Genomic DNA, 20,508 nt, shown 5'->3' with positions numbered 1-20,508 from the left:
CTCGAATCACCGGTGCGGGCACATCGTTGAGAAGGGTTCGTCCTCGCTAGTCGTACGGGGTAATCAACCGGGCGGTGCTCCAGTCACTCCCGTCAGTCGGCGCTACTGATGCTTACGAACTCGAAGTCCGAAGAGCGTGAGTCGAACCGATCGATCCCGAACGGATCGAGGGGGAACGGGGGTTCCTTCCCCGTAACGAGCGCCCGGGTGGCGACGCCGGTCACGGGCGCGGTCATCACGCCTCGCCCGTTGAATCCGGTAGCGACGACGAGTCCGTCCGGTGCATCGTCCGGCGCATCTATGATGGGATACGTATCCGGGGTCGCGGCATCGACGCCGGCCCAGCCATCGACGAACTCCGCGCCCGCGAGCCCTGAGAATATCTTTGGGACAACCGAAGCGACGTGTTGGCGAAACGATTCGTCTTCGTCCCGACTCGCCTCGGTAGGGGTGTCCGTTGGGAACGAGTGTCCACCAATCAGGAGATGCCCGTTGTTCTCCGGGCGCCAGTAAACGTGTTCCTCACCATAATCACCCATCGGCCATCCCCTCACGTCAACACCGGGATCGAGTACGATGACCTGTGTCCGGTAGGGCCGAACCGGAACTTCGACGAGATCGTCGAGAAGTCGTGGCGTCCGCCAGCCTGCAGCTACCACCACGTTCGGAGCACACACGACTCCGGAGTCAGTCCGAACACCGGATATCGAGTTCGCTTCGGTGAGGATCTCCCGGACGTTCGTGTTGGTTACGATCGTCGCACCACGCTTTTCGGCCTGTTCTTTCAGCGTCACTGCGAGGGTGTATGGATCGGTCCAGCCTTTCCCCGCCTCAGCGGGGTACTCGATAGCACCAGCATACGGGCCAGAATTGAGCCAGGGGTACCGATCAGGCAGATCCGCAGCCTCTCTGAACGTGACATCGTGTCCTTCGCCCCTGAGGTACTCGACGTCCATGCGCAAGTCGTTCTCTTTTTCCGGCGGGACGGGACGAACGGATCCCCGACGGGTGTAGCTGAACTGCCCGGTCCCGTCGAGGTCCTCGAAAAATCGGGCGGCGTGCGCGCCGATCGCCGGATAGCGGTCGTAGGTTACCGAGATGCCAATGATTCCTGCGGCTAACGCCGATGCCTCGCTGGCCACCTGGCTTTTTTCCACCAGAACGACGTCGTGATCGGTCGCCAGTTCTCGGGCGATCGCGCAACCGGAGACACCACCACCGACGATGACGACGTCCGCCTCATTAGCAGTATCTGACATTGATGTCGCGTTCGTACCCGGTTAGCATTACTTTACCCCATGTGGTCCGGTTGCCAGCGGATTGGTCCCGACTCGAGTGGACGGTACGTCGAGTCCCTCGTGTCAAGCCCTCGTTGTGACTGACAGTCGTCCCGAGTTGAGTCATCACATCCCGTCGCCGTGAACCGCTCGGTCTCCCTCGTGGTCCGCTCAGGGAACCCGGACCTACCGACGTTATCTATCCCAAGAAGACGTTCACCGGGCTGTATCAACCCGATGTAGGCGCTCGATCGACGGCTGTCGACGGCGACACTCCAGCTATAGCAACGGCTGATATGTACACACCGATCGCACTGCCGTCGGGCGATCGGGTGTGCAGTGACGTCAAGTGGTCACTAAACCACTACCGGACATTTCACAGCAACCACACTGTTTCGTCGTCTCATATATGCATTTCAGTCGGGCCGGGGCGTTAGGCCCCTTCTTCAGCGAGCACTGTGCGAAGGCAGACGATAAATGCATAGAGTAGTTCACTCACGTCGGAAGGTGGGCGCGGAAGCGCTGTCGGCGAAGGGATTATCGGGAAGGCCAGTCGGTTGTGTCCCCTACAGTCCGTCCTCACTCGCTTTGGCGATCTCGACTTCTATCTCCCGTTTCTTATTCATCAATTTTTTTATAAGACGCTGATCTAGTTCGTTATCAAACAAATAAGACGGCCACCCAATACTGATCGCGCCAAATATCCCGTTATCCGGATATTTCACCACCGTGGCGGCGTTCTCGAACCCTTCGTGGACCTCCTGGTGGGCGGTTGCATAGCCGTTTTCCCGAGTAGCCTCAAGTTGTTGATAAAGGGTGTCACGGTCGGTAACCGAGTACGGTGTTTGACCTGGTAGCCCCCACTTATCCAGAATTTCTTCTATTTTTTTCTCTGACATTTCTGCAAGTATTGCCTTTCCTGAGGCAGTATTATTCATATAATAAAAAATGCCAATTCCTTCCCAGCCGTCGTCGACGTTTGTGTATCCCGGGGCATTCGTAGTGATGTCGATGAGCGAAATGATGCGCCCGTACTCTTCGACCAGAAACTCTACTTCCATGTTCGTCTCGTTTGAAAGTTGACTCGCATGTCGTCGCACGATCGAGAAAAAAGGTGTGTTTTGCCGGGCTGAGCGGCCGAAATTAAGGAATCGATACGGGATCTTGTACATATCGTTTTCTTTGACGAGCCACTCTTCGTTGTGAAGGGTGGCCAAATGGTTATGCGCCGTACTGTATCCGATGTCGAGCTCCTGAGCGATGTCGGTTAATCTCGCTCCCCGGTTCTCCCGAATGAGTTCGAGTATCCGAAGTGAGGTCATCGTCGACTGAACGAGTCGCGATGAGTTTGTCGCCGGCATAGTATCGACTCTTCGTAGCCCCTCATTAAATTTTCCCATGCGTGAAATCCGGCGCGTTTTTTTAGCTATCAGTGCCGAGACTCGACTGCTTCGGAATAAATACCGGCCAGGTCGCATCGGAATTTGCGGAACGAGAGGCGACCACGTTTTAGCAAGCCGGGTAGTTAAGTTCATTTCACATACATATATTTTACTTACTGTATTTCATGTTGATATAAAACCAATCCAAGCCCCACCTCGCATTCACGGACGTAGTAGCTACTGAACATCGATGCCTACCCGATCGTTCGACGGCAGCGCGATCGGCGTGATGATCGTTCCAGCTAGTATAACGAAAGCGGATCGCGAGTGCTTCCACGGAACGAAGAAGTGGCAGCCATCCACCTTCGATTGACCCCGCTCCTCGTATAACTTGTGCAGCAAAACCCCGTGATCGCTCCGCATACCGATTCCCAGCCGTACTGCTGAATCCACGAGGAGGGCCTCAGGGTGTGTGAACACGTTCGGTTATTCACCCAACTCGACGGGGAACGCACCTGAGAACGGTGAGCGTCGAGGGAGTCACGCGAGCGCCCGTCGTGACTGCACTCGTCCGGAGACGTGCGTCGACCGCCACCGCGGCTGGGATCTGGTAGCCGTCTTCTCCGTGATCGTCGATCGGGGGCCGGATCCAAACGGGTGAGGGACCCTCGAGCGAGGATGGGCCTGAATGCGACGGAACGTCGGTGCTCAGCGGACCGGAATCTCGATCAGCGTCATTTCGCCACCGATCGCGGCATCGAACGCCTCGCGTACCTCCTCGACCGATTCCGGACGGTATCCTTCGATCCCGAAGCTCTCGGCGAACGTCATGAAGTCGGGGTTCGTGAGTCCCGTCCCGAACGACTCTCCGGTGTGGTCACGCTGCTTTTTTGAGATCAACCCGTAATCGTCGTCGGTGAACACCACGATCGTATAGCTGCATCCGAGCCGAGTTGCAGTCTCGATCTCCGCCGCGTTCATCAGAAAGCCCCCGTCGCCGGTTACGGCGACGACGTTCGCGTCGGTCGCCAGGTCGGCCGCCAGCCCACCGGGGACGGCGATCCCCATCGATGCCAGTCCGTTCGAGATGATGCACGTGTTGGGTTCGTGTGTCTGGAAGTTCTGTGCGATCGCCATCTTGTGGCTGCCGACGTCCGAGAGCAACACGTCTTCGGCGGCCATCGATTCCCGGAGCAGCGGAAGCACTTCCCGGACCGTGAAGGGCGGATCACCGATCGGCCCCCGTGAGACGTCGCTGACTATGTGTTGGCGGAGAGCGGTGTACCAGTCCCTCTCGAAGGCGATCCCATCGGATTCGGCCCACCCGGCGAGCAGTTCGATGGTCCGTGCGATATCCGCGACGACTTCGATCTCGGGGTTGTACGCCTCGTAGACCTCGGCCGGTTCGCTGTCGATGTGAACGAGCGTCGTCGATTCGTGGCTCCAGTCGGCGGGATCGTGTTCCGCGATGTCGTAGCCGACGGTGACCAGGAGATCGGCGTCCTCGATGGCGGTCGCGGCTTCGCGGTGCGCCCCCGAATCGAGCGTCATGAGCGACCGCTCGTCCGCATCGGAGACGGCACCCTTGCCCATGTACGTCGACACGACCGGAACATCCGTCGCCTCGACGAACTGGCGAAGATGCGTCGACGCCCGTGTCCGGACCGCACCGTTACCGGCGACGATGAGCGGGCGATCTGCCTCGCTGAACAGCGACCGGACGCGTTCAAGCGAGTCAGCGTTCGGAGCGGGTGACCCGACGGGGTCGCCGATCGAAAGCGGCCGTTTCGCGGTGAGTTCCGACGCGACGTCCTCGGGGAGTTCGAGGTGCGTCGCTCCCGGCTTCTCGTGCTCCGCCAGTTTGAACGCCTTTCGGACCGACTCGTGAACGATGTCGGGATCGTTCAACTGCGTGTTCCACTTCGTGATCGGTTCGAACATATCGACGATGTCGATCGCCTGATGGCTCTCCTTGTGGAGCCGTTCGAGACCGCCCTGTGCCGTGATCGCCACGACGGGGGACTTGTCGAGGTGGGCGTCAGCGACACCGGTCAGAAGGTTCGTCGCGCCGGGACCGAGCGTGGCGAGACACACCCCCGCATCGCCCGTCAATCGACCGTGAACATCGGCCATGAAGGCGGCTCCCTGCTCGTGACGCGTCGGAATGAACTGGACGTCCGATTCCCGAAGCGAAAACAGCAGCTGTTCCATCTCCTCGCCCGGCAGTCCGAAGACGTACTCGACGCCCTCGCGCTCGAGACAGGCGACGAGTAGATCCGAGGCCAACATCAGTTCACCCGTGGGACCCGCCAATTGAAGAACTCTCGACGTCGGGGGCGGCGCGTCCGCGCCCCGGTTTGCCCCCCACCGACGGCTACCCGTGGATCGTACGCCACCAGTTCGTCGACGCACGGGCAGTCGGCGCCGGAGTCGAGATTGTCCGCCTCGACGACCACAGTGAGTTGAGACTTGCTACCGTTCATCACCCGGTAGTTAGACGTCCGTTCGCATATCGTTTCGGTCGAACGTGTGTCCAGTGGACGAGATACGGGAGAAGGCCGCTCCTCGGAGTTGCGTGTCAGCGTGGGTCTACTTCGCGGTCTCACACCTGCGGTATCTCTCACTCCTCGAGCGGCCGCTCGAGGAGCGCGCCGATCGTGTGAATTTCGTCGTCGTTGATCGCGTATTCGAGATCGTCGTAGAGACGATACGTGATGTCGCCTCCGAGGTGTTCCAAGACCGACGTTTCGCCGCCTTAGCGGATCCGGTCGGGTGTCGAAATCCGGTGGAGACGACCGACGACGGTAAGTCATATGCGTGTGGTACACAAACCCGAATGTGATGAACGTCGTCAACCCCGCAACAGGCGAGACGGTCGAAACGTATGAAACCGACAGCGACGCCGATGTCGAAGCCAAACTCGAGCGCGCCACCGACGCGTTCGACGCGTGGCGGGATCGGCCGATCCGTGAGCGCGAGGAACTCCTCTCGCGCGCCGGCGAGGTCCTCCGGGAGAACAAACGCGAGTACGCCGAGACGATGACCGAGGAGATGGGCAAGCCGATTTCACAGGCGATCGGCGAGGTCGAAAAGTGCGCGTGGGTCTGCGATCACTACGCCGAGCACGCGAGCGCGTACCTCGAACCCGATGGCCATCCCAGTCCGCCGGGGACGCGGGTACGGACGGTCTACGATCCGCTCGGCCCCGTGCTCGCGGTGATGCCGTGGAACTTCCCGTTTTGGCAGGTGTTCCGGTTCGCCGCGCCGTACCTCGTCGCCGGAAACGTCGGCCTCCTGAAACACGCCTCGAACGTCCCCGGATCAGCGCTCGCGATCGAAGAAGTGTTCCGCGAAGCCGGATGTCCCGAGGGCGTGTTTCAGACGCTTTTGATCCCGTCGAGCGCCGTCGAAGACGTGCTCGTCGACGATCGGGTTCGTGCCGCGACGTTGACCGGGAGCGGGCCTGCGGGTCGGGCGGTAGCGTCGACGGCGGGTGACAACCTGAAGAAGACCGTCCTGGAGTTGGGCGGCAGCGATCCGTTCGTCGTACTCGACGACGCCGATATCGAGACGGCCGCAGAGACCGGCGCGTGGGCGCGAAACATGAACGGCGGACAGTCCTGTATCGCCGCGAAGCGCTTTATGGTTCACACAGACGTGTACGACGCGTTCGTCGACCGGTTCGTCTCTGAAGTCGAGTCGCTCGCCGTCGGCGACCCGACCGACGAGGACACCGACGTGGGGCCGCAGGCCCGCGAGGGACTCATGACGGAGCTCCACGAACAAGTCGAATCGAGCGTCGAGGCCGGGGCGACCGTGCTGACGGGCGGCGACCCGGTAGACGGCGACGGTGCGTTTTATCCACCGACGGTGCTCGCCGACGTCCCCGAGGGGTGTCCGGCCGACGCTGAGGAGACGTTCGGCCCGGTGGCGTCCGTCTACGAGGTCGAAGACGAGGCGGCCGCGATCGCGAAGGCCAACGACACCGAGTTCGGACTCGGCGCGAGCATCTGGACGGAGGACCGCCATCGCGGCGAGGCGATCGCACGACGGCTCGACGCCGGCTGCGTGTACGTCAACGAGCTGGTGAAGTCCGATCCGCGAGTTCCGTTCGGCGGCGTCAAGGAGTCGGGGTACGGCCGGGAACTGTCCGAACCGGGCATCAAGGAGTTCGTCAACCGCAAGACCGTTTGGGTGAACTGACGGCGACGGCGGTGCAGCGGCGAATTGTCGGCCGGTCGTTCCAACGACGGGTCGGCAGCGATTCTCGGCGTGAACCGGCTCCGCGAGCGCGTCCGTTCGGCCGAGACGGGGTGGAATTTCGGCCGAGGATGAACGTCGATCTCGCGTTCGATCACCGGGTCGTCGGCGGAGCAGACGGGGGGCGATTCCTCGAATCGTTCGTCGAACACGTCGAGGACGTCGAAATGTTGATCACCGAGTGAGCCCCGAACGAGCGCTCTCAAGGATTGCTATCCGTTAGACGACGCGGACGAGGAGACGTTACGGCTCGGACACGAACGTTTTGATAATTATTTTTCTTCGATATACAATATTGGTGGCTAAACGACATTATTAAGTCATATAAGATATAAATTTGCTTCAATATATGGTTTCGAAAGCTAATCAGCGTGGTTGGGCAGTACTGTTCGGAGTACTACTTGTGTTTGCCATCCCGTGGTTTCTGTGGGGCGACGCCCGAACCGCGTTGGGGTTGCCGCTTTGGCTGTGGTGGCACATCGGTTGGATGGCCCTCGCGTCGGTCGTGTTCTGGCAGTTCACGAAACGTGCGTGGGGCGTCTGGATCGTCGATGAACGGGGGGAACGCGCGTGAGCACGACGGTCCAACTGGCGATCATCGTCGGTTACCTGTTTATCGCGCTCGGCGTGGGACTGGCCGCCTACCGGGTGACCGAGCGCGTCGCCGAGGAGTTCTATCTGGCGAGTCGAACCTTCGGAACCGTCGTCCTGCTATTTACGGTTTTTGCGACGCTTCTGTCCGCGTTTACGTTCTTCGGCGGACCGGACACCGCCTACTCGTTCGGACCGGAGTGGATCCTCGTGATGGGGCTCATGGACGGCCTCATCTTCGCCGTTCTCTGGTACGTCGTCGGCTACAAGCAGTGGCTACTGGGTCGACGGCACGGGTACGTCACGCTCGGGGAGATGCTCGGCGACCGATTCGGCTCGCGAGCGATCCGCGCACTCGTGGCCGTCGTCTCGCTGTTTTGGCTCTTCCCGTACGTGATGCTCCAACAGATCGGGGCCGGCGGGGCGTTGGCCGCCCTCACGGACGGCGCTGTCCCCTTCGCCGCCGGGGCGGCACTGATTACGGGGTTCATGATCCTCTACGTCGTGTTGGCGGGGATGCGCGGCATCGCCTGGACCGACACGTTACAGGGCGCGTTCATGCTGACGATGGTCTGGGCCGCGTTCCTGTGGGTACTCGTTGCCGTCGACGGGGGGATCGGAACGATCAACACGGGGCTGGAAGCGACGAACCCCGAGTTCTTCGCGCTCGGCAACGATTTTTATACCCCCGGTCGGATGCTGACGTTCGCCATCTCGATCGCGTTCGGGGTCGCGATGTTCCCGCAGGTCAACCAGCGGTTCTTCACGGCCTCCTCTGAAACCGTCCTGAAGCGATCGTTCGCGCTGTGGCCCGTCCTGGTGTTGATGTTGTTCGTACCCGCGTTCCTCCTTGGAACCTGGGCCCGTGGACTCGGATTGGAGGCAGACGTTGGGGCCGGCGAGAGTATCCTCCCGGTCCTGTTGGCCGAATACACGCCGACGTGGTTCGCGGCGCTCGTCATTGCCGGCGCGATCGCCGCGATGATGTCCTCCTCGGACTCGATGTTGCTCTCGGGATCGTCGTACTTTACTCGCGACGTGTACCGGACGCTCATCGATGAGGGGATCACCGAATCGCAGGAGGACCGCTTGGCCCGGATCGGCGTCGTGGTCTTCGCCACCGGCGCGCTGGCTGTGAGTATTTGGGCCGAGGCCGAAGCCTTCAGTGCGACGACGGTCGGCTCGATCCTCGTCGAGATCGGCGATCTCGCTTTCGGCGGGTTCGCACAGCTCGCGCTCCCCGTACTCGTCGCTCTCTACTGGCGGCGAACGACACGAAGCGGCCTCGCCGCGGGGATCCTCGTCTCGCAGATCGTCTATCTCGCGTTCAACTTTCTCCCCGAGATCGCCGTGGGGACCGTCGTCGTGTTTTCCGACACCTACTTGGGCTGGGGGATCTCGATATACGGTATGCTGGTGGGACTGGTCGTGACGATTCTCGTCTCCGCGGTGACGTCGCAGACGACGGAAGCGGATACTTCACTGTACTTCGAGAGGCTACGCGCCGATTGAGGGACGCCACCTAGCGCGGAGCGATCGTCGCGTAACCCCACACTCCCCAAGCAGTCGATCACCGACTCGTCTCCTCCGTGCGCTGTGGAAAACCGACGACAGTTCGTCTCCGAGAACGACCGGAACCCCGTCTCTCGCCTGCGTCTCGTCGATGATGCCGTCGCGGACGCTCCTTTTGATTCGCTTCGACAGCCCTTTCACCACCGTTTCGATCTCGAAGGCGTGTTTTCCACTCCTCGATTCGATCTCTGGGATCGCGACGTCCGCTGGCAGATCCGGGCCCCTGTCGGTGAAGTGGATCGCGGTGACCTCAGCGATGGGTCGTCGCCGTACGTCTCGAGGAGGCACCGCAGCGCCCCCTCGCCGGACGGCGCAACGCGATACGGAAAAACGATGTCCACGCCGGTGTTAATGCGAGACCGAATACATCGCCTCTCCCGGACGCGGCGCGGTGGGAACGCTCTCGCCGACCGCCGATCCGATCCGGATCAGTCGTCGGCCGCCGCGACCGCCTCCCCGTGCGTCACTTCGTCCCCGAGCAGTTCCATGAACCCCGCGAGCCACTCGGGATGATCCGGCCACGCCTGCCCCGTGACGAGGTTCCGATCGGTGACGACGCCGTCGACCCACGAACAACCGACCGCCTCACACTCGGCTCGAACCGCGGGATAGGAGGTCATTTCGTAACCGTCCAATACCCCGGCGGCGGCGAGGATCTGCGGCCCGTGACACAGCGTCGCGACCGGTTTCTCGGCGTCGAAGAAGTGTCGAACCGCGTCGAGAACTTCCTCGTGTGTTCGGAGATATTCCGGCGCGCGCCCGCCGGGGACACAGAGCGCGTCGTAGGCGCTCGGATCGATATCAGCCATCGTGGCGTTCAACTCGAAGTTGTGCCCGCGCGACTCCATGTACGTCTGATCCCCCCGGAAATCGTGGATCGCGGTCTTGATCGTCTCGCCGGCCCCTTTCTCCGGGCAGACGGCGTGGACCTCGTGTCCCACCATCTGCAGCGCCTGAAACGGCACCATTATTTCGTAATCTTCGCCGAAGTCGCCGACTATCATCAGGATGTCTTTGCCCATTAATACCACCTCCCTAAGATAGTGCACGCACCGACATAAACACGTGGGCGAACCGCGGATCCGTCGACGCGAGTCTGACCCTTTTTGTAACTACAGGCCGCCATTTCAGCCATGCAAACCCACATCGTCCCGGTGGGGTTCGACTACGACCGGCTCATCGCGCCGCTGGTCCGCGACCAACTCGATGTCGACCGGGTCGTCTTACTGGAGGGTGCGGTCGGCAGCGAGGCCAACGTCGAGTACTCGAAGAACCTCGCGAACAAGCTCAAAAAGGATTTTCAGAACCTGCTGGGTGCGGAAACAGAGGAATACGTCGTCGAGGACGTCTACGATTACGACGCCGCGTTCGAACAGGCTTACGACCTGATAAACGGCGAGTTGGACACCGGCAGCGAAGTGTGGGTCAACGTCTCGGCGATGCCCCGGACGGTCTCCTTCGCGTTCGCCACCGCCGCCCACTCCATCATGGTCGAACGGGAGGGTGATCGCGATCGGATACACACCTATTACACGGTTCCCGAAAAGTACCTGGAAACCGAGCTCGCGGAGGAACTCCGCAGCCAATGTGAGCTCTTGGCGAACCTGCTCGACGGCGACGTCGAGCACGAGCGAATCGAGGACCGACTCGAGGCCGGCCGTGAACTGCTCGCGGAGTTCGACGAGCGAGGGACCACGATCGGAGCCAAGCGATTCGGTGACGGCCACATCATCGAGCTTCCAGTCGCCTCCTTTTCGAACGTCAAACCGTTCGAGGAGCTGGTTCTGTTCACGCTCGGCGAGCACGGCGAGTTCGAATCGGTCTCCGACTTGGCGGGGACGCTCGCGCGCGAACTCGGGGAGGAGTACACCGACGCGTTTCGCTCGAAGGTAATCTACAACGTCGATCGGCTCGGCCCCGGTGGAAAGGGGTACATCGAACGCGAAGAGCACGGCAAATCGTATCGGACGAGACTCTCACGGATCGGCGAGCTGTGGGTGCGTTCGCACGCCGACGGATCGGAGCTGTAGGCGAGAGAGTACACGGACCGGTCGAACCGCGTTCCCGCCGTGTCGATCAACGCCGAGTGGCCACCTCAGTCGTGGACGGGTCAGTCGAATCGAGTGTCCCATCGAGCAGTCGCGGCTCGATCCAGACGAGGAACCCCGAGTCGTGTCGTGCCAACCTGTTTATATACTCACCTCCGATCGGCGCGCCGTCGACGGTATCGTCGGCTATCTCGGAGATTTCCTCGGCGCTGTCGACAGCCCATCCGATCGAACGGCCGTCCTCGACGGTGGCCGGATCGAAAATGACGATTCGATCGCCGAGAGCGCCGTCGATGCTGACGCAGTACGGTTCTTCGTCGAGGCGAACTTCGACTACCTGCCCCGTGTCGGTGCGTTGAATCCGTTCTGAGTTCATCGTGTGCAGTCCGGAGCGTCGGTACGATTTCCGAGGGGAGCGAATCACACCGCGTTCGACGGAGTTCGCACCGCTGCCGTTGGCTGCGGTTCGCACGTTGGCGTACGTAATCTCGCGAGCGTGTCACCGTTGGATACACCGAGAGCGCAAACGCTTTGATGCTGGGTGCCTGACGGATGGATATGGAGTGGCCCCACGATCCCGACGGAGAGGAAGGCTCCGAGGGAATGCGAAAGTACGGACAGGCTGTGCTGGCGAAGAAACTCGATGAAGAGGGGGATTTCCCCCTCTCTGCGGCCGAGTTCGTCGAAGAACACGGTGACGAACCCGTTCGATTGAACCACGCCCGCGTCGTCAGCGTGGCCGACATCTTCGAACACGTCGAGGAGGACGAGTTCGAGGACATCGTCGCGTTCCACAAAGCCGTCGGCAGAGCGATGCGCCGGAACGACATGTGGGAAGTCGACGTCGAAGCCCACGCCTGAGACTGGTCGTTGCAACGATTTATGAGCTATCTCCGGTGTGGGTCAACGACGGCCCGTTAAAGCCGATACTGATCGGTATGAAACGATAGTGTTCCGTGAGGCCGCGCTCGATAGCAAGGCAAATACCGACCGAGGCGAAACCACCACGCGTGACAAACGCGCAGGTTACCCTGATTCAGATCGACAATTACGGGCCGTGGACGGTGACTCCCGAACCGCGCCGGGAAGTCGATCTGCAGACCCTTCAATCGCGGTTGTACGCCGACCTCTCACAGCTGTTCGGAAACAGAGAGGGGTACGTCTTCTTCACCCGATTCGACAACATGGTCGCCGTCACGAACGGACTCGACACTGACGCGCATGCCCTGATACAGGAGTCCGTCGGGAATCGATATCCCGTGACGGTGAGCCTCAGTATCGCCGTCGATCCCGCCCCCGCGGCGGCGCTCGGAACCGCGACGGACCAGCTACAGGACGCCGGAAGTGCACAGGACGGCAAGCGGACCGAAGTGCTCCGCGGAGAGCCCATCGCCCCCGCGGACCGAACCGACGCCGACGTCCAGATCGCCCACTTCGACGTCAACGACGCGACCGGCAAGTACACCGACCAACTCAACGAGTTCGACTCGTTCATAAACATCGAACAGGGATACGCGGAACTGATGCGCTACATGCGGCGAGCGCACGATTCGCTGTCGTTTTTCGTCGGCGGTGACAACATCATCGCGGTTTGTGATGCGGTCGACGAGGCTGGATATCTCGATGCCATCGACCACGTCCGTGAGGCCGTCGGTGTCGATCTGAAGGTCGGCGTCGGCACCGACCGGACGGCACAGGCGGCCGGGATGGCCGCCAAACACGCGCTCGAGACTTGTCGGGACGAACGGACGGGTGTCGAGTTCGCCTAAGACCCGATCGCCCCGATCGTTCGGTAGATGAACCCATGTCCGAATAACGTCGAATGTACGCTGCTTTTCGAACTCGACGGGACTGTTTCACCGGTGGCTGTACGGAAGGTGAATACATTTAATACCCGCCGATACGGTAGACAGCCACAGCATGGCACGAAAGATCCAACGTCGCGACGTACTCAAGGGTGCGGGCGCTGCGGGAATCGCGACCATCGCCGGATGTACGACCGACGACGGTAATGGAAACGGCGGGAACGGCGACGGAAACGGCAACGGGAACGGAAACGGTGGGAACGGCGACGGAAACGGCAACGGGAACGGAAACGGAGACGGCGCCGCCGACGCCCCCGACGCTGTGATGGTCGTCGGATTCCCCCAGTCAGGAATCCAACTCTTCCGCGATTTCTACTCGGATTTCGCCGACCAGGTGCCGGATCTCGATATCGTCGTGCCCGACGGCCTCATCGACTCAGAACTACCCGGTGAGGTCGACAACGACATGGACAACGTGATCGGGACCGCCCCTTCGGCCGGCGGCCCGGGTGCGGAGTTCTTCGAATCGGAGTACGAATCGGCCTACGACGACTCACCAGGCGTTTTCACCGCACAGGCGTACGACGCGATGGCAGTGAACATCCTCGCGGCGACGGCCGCCGGCGAGAACGACGGCACGGCGATCCGAGACCGGATCCGAACCGTCGCGAATCCCGATGGTGAACAGTTCGAACCCGAAAGCCTCGCCGACGCCGTCGAAGCCGTCGCCGCTGGTGATTCGATCGAGTACATCGGCGCGTCATCCAGCGTCAACTTCGACGTCAACGGCGATATCGCCACAGCCGCCTACGACGTCATCGACTTCCAAGAGGGCGAGTTAGAGGCTCTCGAAACCCTCGAGTTCGGTGAGGGCCTCACCGACGAGGACCGGAATGCGACGGCCGAAGATCCGGTCGGCGTCGATGATTTCGAGGCCATGGTCGGCGTTCTGATGCCCGAAACGGGCGATCTCGGTCCGCTCGGCGGTCCGATCCGCGACGGGGCACTCCTTGCCGCCGAGCAGGTCAACGACGCCGACATCAACGTCACCGTCGACACCCGCGTTGAAGACACGCAAACGGACCCGCAGGCAGGTATCTCGGGGGCGGAAGCGCTCGTCAACGACGGCTACCCCGCCGTCGTCGGGCCCGCGGCGTCGAACGTCAACCTTCAGGTGGCCGACCAGGTGTTCATCCCGAACGCCGTCGTCGGGATCTCGCCGTCCTCGACTGACCCGGACGTCACCGATCTGGAGGACGACGACTTCATCTACCGGACGTGTCCGTCCGACCTCCTGCAAGGTCCGGCTATGGCCCAACTGGCACGCGGAGACCGCGTCGGCGCGGAAAGCTCCGGTACCCTGTATCTCAACGACGCCTACGGCCAGGCGCTCGAAGAGCAGTACGCCTCCGCGTTCGAGGACGAAGGCGGCGAGGTTCGAGAGCGCGTCTCCTTCGAACCCGAACAGCCGTCCTACTCGAGCCAGTGGACGAACGTGTTGGAGCTATAAAAACGGCCTCCGAACGAGTTATCGATTCTATTTGTGAAGAACCGTGGCTGTATTGTCAGCCGCCGAGGAAGTCCTGCCGGACGTCTTCGTCGCCCAACAACACGTCTCCACGGTCGGTGTAGCGGTTTCCACCGTCGACGAGGACGTAGCCGCGATCACAGTGTCGAAGCGCTTCCTTCGCATTCTGTTCGACCATCAGAACCGCGGTTCCGGAGTCGTTGATCCGGTCGATTCGGTCGAACATGTCGGCCACGAGATCGGGCGCGAGTCCAGCTGACGGCTCGTCGAGGAGCAACAGGTCGGGATCGAGCATCAGTGCCCGCCCCATCGCCACCATCTGTTGTTGGCCGCCCGAAAGGGTGCCAGCTTTTTGTTGCTCGCGCTCCCGCAGGATGGGAAACCGGTCGTAGATCCGCTCGATCTCCTCCTCCGGCACGCTATCGAGGATGTACGCCCCCATCTCGAGGTTCTCCCGAACGCTCAGTCCGGAGAAGACGTTGTCGTTCTGCGGGACGAACCCGATCCCCTTACTGATGATCTGTTCGGGAGAGAGCCCGTGTATCGACTCGCCCGCGAACTCGACCGTGCCGGCCATGTACGTCGTGAGGCCGAACACCGTCTTCATCACCGTCGATTTCCCGGCCCCGTTCGGGCCGACGATGGTGACGTACTCGCCGTCCGCGACGTCGAGATCGACGTCCGAAAGGATCTGGAGGTCGCCGTACCCGGCGTCGAGGTCGCGGATCCGAAGGAGCGCGTCCCCGTCGATGGTGTGGGCCGTTCCAGCGGCGACGGCGGCGTCGTCGGAGTGGTCCTCGTGGTCTGTGCTCATATGTCCTCCCCGAGGTACGCCTCGATGACCTGCTCGTTGTTCCGGATGTCCTCGGCCGTTCCTTCGGCTAACACGCGTCCTTGGTGCATGACGATAATGAGTTCGCAGTTGTTCATGATGACGTCCATGTCGTGTTCGACGAGGAGGAACGTGTACCCGTCCTCGCGCAGTTCGTGAATCCGTTCGAGGAGTTTCTCCTCGAGCGTCGGATTGACGCCCGCGAGCGGTTCGTCGAGCAGCACGACTTCAGGATCGGTCATGAGCGTTCGAGCCATCTCGAGGAGTTTCCGTTGGCCGCCGGAGAGGTTTTCGGCGTCCTCGGTGGCGAGGTGGTCGATCTCGAAGAACTCCAGCATCTCCCACGAGCGCTCCCGAAGCGCACGCTCTTCCTCGACGACGGCACCTCGAAGCCCCGGCGTCACCGAGCGAATCGCCGACTCACCGAGCTGGTTTTTCGGCGCCAACATCATGTTTTCGAGAACTGTCATCTCACCGAGTTCGCGGGCGATCTGGAACGTACGGACCAGCCCCTTCTGCGCGATCTGGTGGGGGTCGAGACCCGTGATCTCCTCGTCTTTGAAATAGATGTGGCCCGCGGTCGGCCTGTGAACCCCGGTAATGCAGTTGAACGTCGTGGATTTCCCGGCACCGTTGGGGCCGATGAGCCCCGTCAAGGAGCCTTCCTCGACATCGAAGGTCGCCCCGTCGACAGCGGTGACGCCGCCGAACTTCTTGATGAGCCCATCCACGCGGAGCGGGAGTCCCGGCGGCGTCGTCTGTGCGGCCTCTTCGGTGGGCGAATCCTCGGTTTCGGGGAGTTCCTCCGGGGCCTTCGCTTCCGTACTCGGGTTACTCATCGACCTTACCTCCATCGGGTCGGGACCGATCCGAGAGATCGACGGCCGCTGCCGTCTCGATGCGGTCCCCGAGGAGCCCGTCGGGTCGGCGGTGCATGATGAATATCAAGACCAGCCCGAGGAAGACGAACTGCAATGGCGCGATGTTGTCGGTCGCGAACGCGAGGAACGCCACCGGATCGAGCGATGCGACGGCGTCGGCGAACGAGTTCGGTGTCGGCGCGTCGATCGTGTCCCTGACGACCGAGCCGACACGTCGGGGGCCCTCGAAGAGGACAGCAGCGAAGACGATCCCGCCGACGACCGATCCGGTATTCGATCCCGAGCCTCCGATGATAACTGCGACGAAGATGTAGAACGTCAACAGCGGCATGAACTGCGGCGTCGGCGAGACGTTCCCCTGGCTACCGAACCAGAGGATGCCGGCGAGCCCCATCAGCGCACAGCCGATCATGAACACCTTGATCTTGATCAGATCGACGTTCTTTCCGAGCGAATCCGCGACGAGTTCGTCCTCGCGGATCGCCTTGAGATTGCGACCGAAGGGCGATCGACCAAGACGTTCGAGAAGGACGTAAAAACCGATGACGAACGCCGCGAGAACGAACACGTACCCCCAACCGATGAGGACGTTGTTCGAGATCCCGAGCCCGTCCTGACCGAGTGTTCCGAAGACGAGTTCACCGAGCGCAGTCGGGGTTCCGATCTGTCCGTCGACGAGGAACAGCTCACGAACCGGATTCCGCGGCATCCCCATACCGCCGCCGCCGCCGGTCCCTATATTGAACGTCTCCCGGAGATAGGTGTCCAGAGTGCTCGATTGTAGCATCAGGCGGATGATCTCCGAGAGGCCGAGCGTGACGATCGCCAGATAGTCCGCCCGCAGCCGAAGCGCCGGCAGAGCGGCCAACAGTCCGATAAACGCCGCGACCACCATGCCAGCGACGATCCCGACCGGTAACGGTAGGCCCAGACCCGGCGGGCCGAACGCTGGATCGGGCGGTCGGACGACTATTCCCATCGTGTAGACGCCGACCGCCATGAATCCGGCCACACCGATGTTGAACAGGCCGGTGTATCCCCAGTGAAGGTTGAGCGCGAGCGCCGAGAGCGCGTACACCAATCCGAGAAACGTGAGCGTTCGGAGCAGTCCAACGACACTGTTGAGGCCGCTTGTGAACGTCAAAAGTGTTGCAGCGATGTAAATGAGCCCGAGCGTCACGAGGACGACGCCGATATTGTTCTCTTTGACGGCGTCCCACAGAGCACGCGTTGCACTCGTCGTGTCCTCCCGGTCGGTCATGCGGTCGATACACCTCCGAAGATCCCTTGCGGACTGAACAGTAACACGATGATCATCACCGCGAAGACGGCGGCGTCGTTGAAATCGGACGGAAGCCAGATCGTCGACGTGGTGAAAACGACGCCGATAACCAGCCCGCCGGCGATCGCTCCGTAGATCGACCCGATCCCGCCGAGGATCACCGCGGCGAAAATGAGCAACAGGAGTAGCCATCCGAAGTCGAACTGGATCGTCCCGCGCAACATCACATAGAGGTATCCGGAGGCACCCGCGAGTCCACCGCCGAGGATCCACGTGGCGGTGACGACTCGTTCGGCCGGTATCCCGGTGATTAGTGCGAGGTCTTTATTATCGGCCATCGCTCGCATCGCGGTTCCGAGTTTCGTGTTCTGTAACACAAAGTGCATCGCGAGCATCAAAAGGACGGCCGAGACGGCGAGCGTCAACTGGTGGGCGTTGACCGACAGCCCAAGTGGGGCAAAGGCGAGGTTCGACGCCTCCACGCTCGCGGTGACGCCGCGGCTGCTGGCGCCGTAGACGAACTGAAGCAGGTATCTGACGATCAGCGCGGCGCCGATCGACGCGATGAGAATGGAGATGCTGCTTCGGTCCCGCATCGGCTTGTAGAACGCCCGATCCAGAGCGAGCGCGATGAGGGCGGTGGCGGCGAACGCGACTAGCAAGCCGACCAGAATCGCGGCGGGCGTCGTGAGGATGTGCGCCCCGATGTCGCCCGGCGTCGCATCGCCCGCTCCGCGGACCGTCAAAAGCGCGCCGAGCGGGATTTCACTCCCAGCGGCGACGACGAACGCCACACCCCAGCCGGTGAACGCACCGGTAGTGATTAGATCTCCGTGAGAGAAGTTCGCGAAATTGAGGATGCTGTATGTCATCGAAAGCCCGATCCCGGCCAGCCCGATTACGAGCCCGATGATGATACCGTTCCAGAGGTTCGAACCGAGTCGCCCCGTCGAGAGCGCGCCGCCGAGCGGCCCGACCTCGACCCCGGCGAGTTTCGCGATCAGGTCGACGAAGAGGAGTACGCCGAACAGCACAGCGACGACAAGGCCTGGCCGTTCTCGGAGCGATCCGGCGACCGTTGATTCAGTTGTGCCCATGTATACACGTCACTTGCTGGTGGTGGGACACCCAAGATTAAATAACTCTTTGTTCCGCTTCGATGGCGAAATCCGAACGGAAAGGACTTTGCTCAGTCCGTCAGGAGTTCGGTGCATGATACGGATGCTCGACGACCTCGACGCCGAGGGGGCCGCGATCGGGGTTCGCGTTGACATCAACAGCCCGATCGGCGGAGACGGGGGGCTCGCCGATGACGCACGGTTGCTCGCGCACGTCGATACGATCTCGGAGCTGTGTCGACGGAACGCGCGGGTCGCGATTCTCGCTCATCAGGGACGGCCAGCCGGTGAGGACTTCACCGACCTCAGCGCTCACGCGGAGCGACTCGATGAACTCGTCGAAGCGCCTGTCGGATACTGCGACTCGACGTTTTCCTCGGACGCCCGCGAACGCGTTCGAACGTTAGAGCCGGGAACCGCGGTACTGTTGGAGAACACTCGATTTTACTCGGAGGAGTATATGTCGTTCGACCCCGAAGCCGCGGCGGAGACGTATCTGGTATCGAAGCTCTCCCCCGTACTCGATGCGTACGTCAACGACGCCTTCGCGACGTCGCATCGTCGCCAACCCTCGATCATCGGTTTCCCGCTGCGTCTCCCCGCGTACGCCGGGCGTGTGATGGAACGCGAAATAAACATACTCGGGAACATCGGCGAGAGCCCGGAGCCACGTATCTACGTCCTCGGCGGCGCGAAGGTCGACGACTCGATCGACGTAGCGAGGTCCGTACTCGAACGCGAACTCGCTGACGCAGTCTTGACGGCTGGCATCGTCGGCAACGCGTTCTTGCTCGCCGACGGCGTCTCGCTCGGCGCGGCGTCGGCGGCAGTCGTCAACGAGCGGAGCCACGATGCCGTAAAGAACGCTGGCGACCTCCTCGACGACTTCAGCCATCGAATCTATATGCCTCGCGACGTCGCAGTCGAACGGAGCGGCGAACGGCACGAACTCGATCTCGACGAACTGCCGAGTAATAGCCCCGCGATGGACGTCGGTGCCCGGACCGTTGCCGCATACGCCGAGATACTCGAGGACGCCGGGACCGCGATCCTCAACGGACCGGCGGGGGTCTTCGAGGACGATCGATTCGAGACGGGGACCCTCGAGTTGTACACGGCCGCGACCCGAGCGCAAACGAGCATCGTCGGCGGGGGTGACACGGCCTCGGCGCTCCGTAAACTCGGGATTCTCGAGGGGTTCGAGCACGTTTCTACCGGCGGTGGAGCGGCGTTACAGATGCTGACCGGCGACACGCTGGTCGGCGTCGAGGCGCTCGACCAGTAGCCGTGGCTGAGTATCCAGCCGACGTAACGATCGAATCGGCCGATGTCGAGGACGCGGACACGCTCGCCGAGCTGTGGGTCGAACTCGCCTCCGATCAGCGTCGATACGGCTCACACCTGTGCGCCGCAGACAACGGCCCGCAGATCCACGAGGCGATGCGGCGGCACATCGCCACCGACACCGCGCTCGTTGCCAGCCGTGCTGGCGATCTCGTCGGATTTGTCACCTTCGAGAAGGAGACCGGACGCTACGGTCAGGACACGGTTCGAGGAATCGTGCATAACATCTACGTTCGAGAGTCGGATCGTAGCGAGGGGATCGGAAGCGGGCTCCTGCACGCTGCCGAGACCGCGCTCGAAGCACTGGGGGTCGAAACCGTCGCGCTTCAGGTGATGGCCGACAACGACGCCGCACGGTCGTTTTACGACCGACACGGGTATAACGCTCACCGGATCGAACTCGAAAAGCCCATCAACGACGACCCCCTCACGTCCGATAGCGGCTAGCGCGTCGTGCCAGGGGAGCTTGGGTGGTTCAAGCACCCGACTTGTAATCGGGAGTTCGAGGGTTCAAATCCCTCCCCTGGCTTCTGTGACGAACGTGAAAAGCGGGAGCCACGACGTAGGATTCGACCCGAAAAGCGGGAA

21 protein-coding genes and 1 tRNA gene are annotated in these 20,508 nt (G+C 61.7%); 11 read left to right on the top strand and 11 right to left on the bottom strand.

The features are described from left to right. Positions 1-92: 92 nt before the first annotated feature. The 4 genes from R6U53_RS04785 to R6U53_RS04770 form a co-directional block, all read right to left on the bottom strand. Positions 93-1,259, bottom strand: a complete 1,167-nt coding sequence (locus R6U53_RS04785) for an NAD(P)/FAD-dependent oxidoreductase (RefSeq protein ID WP_410321225.1) — start codon at positions 1,257-1,259, stop codon at positions 93-95. Between the two features lie 584 nt (positions 1,260-1,843). After that, complete coding sequence (locus R6U53_RS04780) at positions 1,844-2,638, bottom strand: IclR family transcriptional regulator (RefSeq protein WP_410321224.1); 795 nt, start codon at positions 2,636-2,638, stop codon at positions 1,844-1,846. Positions 2,639-3,367: 729 nt separating this feature from the next. Then, positions 3,368-4,948: an acetolactate synthase large subunit gene (locus R6U53_RS04775; protein WP_410321277.1), complete on the bottom strand. Its 1,581-nt coding sequence runs from the start codon at positions 4,946-4,948 to the stop codon at positions 3,368-3,370. Further along, entirely contained in the window at positions 4,948-5,142 is a 195-nt protein-coding gene (locus R6U53_RS04770; RefSeq protein ID WP_410321223.1) for a hypothetical protein, read from the bottom strand. Before R6U53_RS04770 ends, R6U53_RS04775 begins: the two co-directional genes overlap by 1 nt. A gap of 358 nt (positions 5,143-5,500) precedes the next feature. Between R6U53_RS04770 and R6U53_RS04765 the strand changes: the two genes are divergently transcribed. The 4 genes from R6U53_RS04765 to R6U53_RS04750 all read left to right on the top strand — a co-directional run bounded on the left by R6U53_RS04765 (position 5,501) and on the right by R6U53_RS04750 (position 9,022). Continuing rightward, positions 5,501-6,862: an NAD-dependent succinate-semialdehyde dehydrogenase gene (locus R6U53_RS04765; RefSeq protein WP_410321222.1), complete on the top strand. Its 1,362-nt coding sequence runs from the start codon at positions 5,501-5,503 to the stop codon at positions 6,860-6,862. 11 nt (positions 6,863-6,873) lie between these two features. Beyond that, complete coding sequence (locus R6U53_RS04760) at positions 6,874-7,104, top strand: 2-oxo acid dehydrogenase subunit E2 (RefSeq protein WP_410321221.1); 231 nt, start codon at positions 6,874-6,876, stop codon at positions 7,102-7,104. 164 nt (positions 7,105-7,268) lie between these two features. Next, the gene (locus R6U53_RS04755) at positions 7,269-7,493 is read left to right on the top strand and encodes a DUF3311 domain-containing protein (RefSeq protein WP_410321220.1); all 225 of its coding nucleotides are present in this window, start codon (positions 7,269-7,271) and stop codon (positions 7,491-7,493) included. Beyond that, the gene (locus tag R6U53_RS04750; protein ID WP_410321219.1) at positions 7,490-9,022 is read left to right on the top strand and encodes a sodium:solute symporter; all 1,533 of its coding nucleotides are present in this window, start codon (positions 7,490-7,492) and stop codon (positions 9,020-9,022) included. Before R6U53_RS04755 ends, R6U53_RS04750 begins: the two co-directional genes overlap by 4 nt. Here the strand turns inward: R6U53_RS04750 and R6U53_RS04745 are convergent. After that, positions 9,008-9,370 (bottom strand): hypothetical protein, encoded by a 363-nt coding sequence (locus tag R6U53_RS04745; RefSeq protein ID WP_410321218.1) that lies wholly within the window; start codon positions 9,368-9,370, stop codon positions 9,008-9,010. The two genes, R6U53_RS04750 and R6U53_RS04745, sit on opposite strands and share 15 nt — an antisense overlap. Before the next feature lie 140 nt (positions 9,371-9,510). Continuing rightward, the gene (locus R6U53_RS04740; RefSeq protein ID WP_410321217.1) at positions 9,511-10,104 is read right to left on the bottom strand and encodes a DJ-1/PfpI family protein; all 594 of its coding nucleotides are present in this window, start codon (positions 10,102-10,104) and stop codon (positions 9,511-9,513) included. A 111-nt stretch (positions 10,105-10,215) separates the two neighbouring features. Between R6U53_RS04740 and R6U53_RS04735 the strand changes: the two genes are divergently transcribed. Further along, positions 10,216-11,112 (top strand): DUF6293 family protein, encoded by an 897-nt coding sequence (locus tag R6U53_RS04735; RefSeq protein ID WP_410321216.1) that lies wholly within the window; start codon positions 10,216-10,218, stop codon positions 11,110-11,112. A gap of 46 nt (positions 11,113-11,158) precedes the next feature. On the opposite strand, the gene R6U53_RS04730 is transcribed toward R6U53_RS04735, so the two are convergent. Further along, positions 11,159-11,506: a hypothetical protein gene (locus R6U53_RS04730; protein ID WP_410321215.1), complete on the bottom strand. Its 348-nt coding sequence runs from the start codon at positions 11,504-11,506 to the stop codon at positions 11,159-11,161. Positions 11,507-11,688: 182 nt separating this feature from the next. On the opposite strand from R6U53_RS04730, the gene R6U53_RS04725 reads away from it, so the two are divergent. The 3 genes from R6U53_RS04725 to R6U53_RS04715 all read left to right on the top strand — a co-directional run bounded on the left by R6U53_RS04725 (position 11,689) and on the right by R6U53_RS04715 (position 14,445). Continuing rightward, positions 11,689-11,991: a DUF5785 family protein gene (locus R6U53_RS04725; protein ID WP_410321214.1), complete on the top strand. Its 303-nt coding sequence runs from the start codon at positions 11,689-11,691 to the stop codon at positions 11,989-11,991. A gap of 149 nt (positions 11,992-12,140) precedes the next feature. Further along, the gene (locus tag R6U53_RS04720; RefSeq protein WP_410321213.1) at positions 12,141-12,899 is read left to right on the top strand and encodes a GTP cyclohydrolase III; all 759 of its coding nucleotides are present in this window, start codon (positions 12,141-12,143) and stop codon (positions 12,897-12,899) included. A 151-nt stretch (positions 12,900-13,050) separates the two neighbouring features. Then, entirely contained in the window at positions 13,051-14,445 is a 1,395-nt protein-coding gene (locus R6U53_RS04715) for an ABC transporter substrate-binding protein (RefSeq protein ID WP_410321212.1), read from the top strand. 55 nt (positions 14,446-14,500) lie between these two features. On the opposite strand, the gene R6U53_RS04710 is transcribed toward R6U53_RS04715, so the two are convergent. Genes R6U53_RS04710 through R6U53_RS04695 form a run of 4 tightly spaced genes read right to left on the bottom strand, consistent with a single transcriptional unit; the run spans position 14,501 to position 18,555 of the window. Beyond that, positions 14,501-15,277, bottom strand: a complete 777-nt coding sequence (locus tag R6U53_RS04710) for an ABC transporter ATP-binding protein (RefSeq protein WP_410321211.1) — start codon at positions 15,275-15,277, stop codon at positions 14,501-14,503. After that, positions 15,274-16,134 carry an ABC transporter ATP-binding protein gene (locus R6U53_RS04705; protein ID WP_410321210.1) on the bottom strand — a complete coding sequence of 287 codons (861 nt, stop codon included), beginning with the start codon at positions 16,132-16,134 and terminating at the stop codon, positions 15,274-15,276. The genes R6U53_RS04710 and R6U53_RS04705 overlap by 4 nt, the downstream gene beginning before the upstream one ends. Beyond that, on the bottom strand, positions 16,127-17,437 hold the full coding sequence (locus R6U53_RS04700) for a branched-chain amino acid ABC transporter permease (RefSeq protein WP_410321209.1): 1,311 nt from the start codon (positions 17,435-17,437) through the stop codon (positions 16,127-16,129). The genes R6U53_RS04705 and R6U53_RS04700 overlap by 8 nt, the downstream gene beginning before the upstream one ends. Beyond that, entirely contained in the window at positions 17,434-18,555 is a 1,122-nt protein-coding gene (locus tag R6U53_RS04695; protein WP_410321208.1) for a branched-chain amino acid ABC transporter permease, read from the bottom strand. The genes R6U53_RS04700 and R6U53_RS04695 overlap by 4 nt, the downstream gene beginning before the upstream one ends. 115 nt (positions 18,556-18,670) lie before the next feature. Between R6U53_RS04695 and R6U53_RS04690 the strand changes: the two genes are divergently transcribed. From R6U53_RS04690 to R6U53_RS04680, 3 genes are all read left to right on the top strand, one after another. Next, positions 18,671-19,861, top strand: coding sequence for a phosphoglycerate kinase (locus R6U53_RS04690; RefSeq protein WP_410321207.1), 1,191 nt, complete (start codon positions 18,671-18,673; stop codon positions 19,859-19,861). Positions 19,862-19,863: 2 nt separating this feature from the next. Beyond that, the gene (locus tag R6U53_RS04685) at positions 19,864-20,367 is read left to right on the top strand and encodes an N-acetyltransferase family protein (protein WP_410321206.1); all 504 of its coding nucleotides are present in this window, start codon (positions 19,864-19,866) and stop codon (positions 20,365-20,367) included. 8 nt (positions 20,368-20,375) lie between these two features. Further along, a tRNA-Thr gene (locus R6U53_RS04680) sits at positions 20,376-20,449 on the top strand. Positions 20,450-20,508 lie beyond the last annotated feature (59 nt).

Origin of the sequence: Natronomonas sp., from assembly GCF_046483325.1 — an archaeon.
In the GTDB taxonomy this organism is placed as follows: Archaea; Halobacteriota; Halobacteria; order Halobacteriales; family Haloarculaceae; genus Natronomonas.
This window is presented reverse-complemented; position numbering and strand designations above follow the sequence as displayed.

Coding starts and splice junctions, on each gene's coding strand:
- R6U53_RS04785 (WP_410321225.1), bottom strand. CDS start 1,259: ATGTCAGATACTGCTAATGAGGCGGACGTCGTCATCGTCGGTGGTGGT.
- R6U53_RS04780 (WP_410321224.1), bottom strand. CDS start 2,638: ATGCCGGCGACAAACTCATCGCGACTCGTTCAGTCGACGATGACCTCA.
- R6U53_RS04775 (WP_410321277.1), bottom strand. CDS start 4,948: ATGTTGGCCTCGGATCTACTCGTCGCCTGTCTCGAGCGCGAGGGCGTC.
- R6U53_RS04770 (WP_410321223.1), bottom strand. CDS start 5,142: ATGAACGGTAGCAAGTCTCAACTCACTGTGGTCGTCGAGGCGGACAAT.
- R6U53_RS04765 (WP_410321222.1), top strand. CDS start 5,501: ATGAACGTCGTCAACCCCGCAACAGGCGAGACGGTCGAAACGTATGAA.
- R6U53_RS04755 (WP_410321220.1), top strand. CDS start 7,269: ATGGTTTCGAAAGCTAATCAGCGTGGTTGGGCAGTACTGTTCGGAGTA.
- R6U53_RS04740 (WP_410321217.1), bottom strand. CDS start 10,104: ATGGGCAAAGACATCCTGATGATAGTCGGCGACTTCGGCGAAGATTAC.
- R6U53_RS04735 (WP_410321216.1), top strand. CDS start 10,216: ATGCAAACCCACATCGTCCCGGTGGGGTTCGACTACGACCGGCTCATC.
- R6U53_RS04730 (WP_410321215.1), bottom strand. CDS start 11,506: ATGAACTCAGAACGGATTCAACGCACCGACACGGGGCAGGTAGTCGAA.
- R6U53_RS04725 (WP_410321214.1), top strand. CDS start 11,689: ATGGAGTGGCCCCACGATCCCGACGGAGAGGAAGGCTCCGAGGGAATG.
- R6U53_RS04715 (WP_410321212.1), top strand. CDS start 13,051: ATGGCACGAAAGATCCAACGTCGCGACGTACTCAAGGGTGCGGGCGCT.
- R6U53_RS04710 (WP_410321211.1), bottom strand. CDS start 15,277: ATGAGCACAGACCACGAGGACCACTCCGACGACGCCGCCGTCGCCGCT.
- R6U53_RS04705 (WP_410321210.1), bottom strand. CDS start 16,134: ATGAGTAACCCGAGTACGGAAGCGAAGGCCCCGGAGGAACTCCCCGAA.
- R6U53_RS04700 (WP_410321209.1), bottom strand. CDS start 17,437: ATGACCGACCGGGAGGACACGACGAGTGCAACGCGTGCTCTGTGGGAC.
- R6U53_RS04695 (WP_410321208.1), bottom strand. CDS start 18,555: ATGGGCACAACTGAATCAACGGTCGCCGGATCGCTCCGAGAACGGCCA.
- R6U53_RS04690 (WP_410321207.1), top strand. CDS start 18,671: ATGATACGGATGCTCGACGACCTCGACGCCGAGGGGGCCGCGATCGGG.